Here is a 797-nt window from a genome sequence, read left to right on the forward strand (position 1 = left end):
TTGAAATTACGTCTTCTGGATCCCAGTGTCAAGCACTGGGATGACAGGAAGAGAAGGCTACTTGGATGACACCTTGACGACTTGAAGAATCATCATACCGCTACGTGTTAGCGGCTAAGAGATACCGCGGCGGTATGACATAGGACTGCTGTCATTCCAGCGCGTGACGCTGGAATCTAGAAGAAAAGAAGCTGGATCCCAGTGTCACGCACTGGGATGACGAAGTAGAGGGTACTTGGATGACAAGAAAGGAGCACTGCCATTATAGAGTGAACCAGTGTCAGCTACTTGGATGACACCCTTCTTGGCAGAGATTGCTCTCAAATTACAACGTTCGTACAATTGTGGAATAATGGTGCTCCCTTAAGAAGCACCATTTACCTAAGATTTTTTTGAGGCTTGTAGTACCTACTTACATTTATTTGTAACGCTGTCACATAGCACGCTCCTACGGGTATGCTTGCTGGTGCTATTGCCGCTACAATCTTAGGAGCACCAAAAAATACAGCAGTAAACACACCTAATGCAAAAAGGGCTGGCCACGGCATTCTGCCAAATATTGCAAGCAATGCTGCACCTATTATCACTATCGTGATCACCGGCCCACCTGGTGTACCATACGCGTCAAGTTAAGGGAAAGTAGCATAAGGAAAAAGAAAAGTGGTAAAAATTATTTTATAGCTAACCCAAGAAAGGTTTTCCTACGTCATACCGCGGTTTATTCGCGGTATCTCTAGATCCCGCTAACAAGCAGCGGGATGACGAATTTTTGTTTTTCAAATTATCGGTAAATCTAA

The 797-nt window shown here is 44.5% G+C and carries 1 pseudogene; it reads right to left on the reverse strand.

The annotated features are described in order from the left end of the window. Positions 1–377: 377 nt before the first annotated feature. A pseudogene (locus OZD67_RS06080) lies at positions 378–608 on the reverse strand (TrbC/VirB2 family protein); the annotation flags it as partial. Between the last annotated feature and the right edge of the window lie 189 nt (positions 609–797).

Source organism: Wolbachia endosymbiont of Drosophila nikananu (assembly GCF_028981865.1).
Classification (GTDB): Bacteria; Pseudomonadota; Alphaproteobacteria; order Rickettsiales; family Anaplasmataceae; genus Wolbachia; species Wolbachia pipientis_B.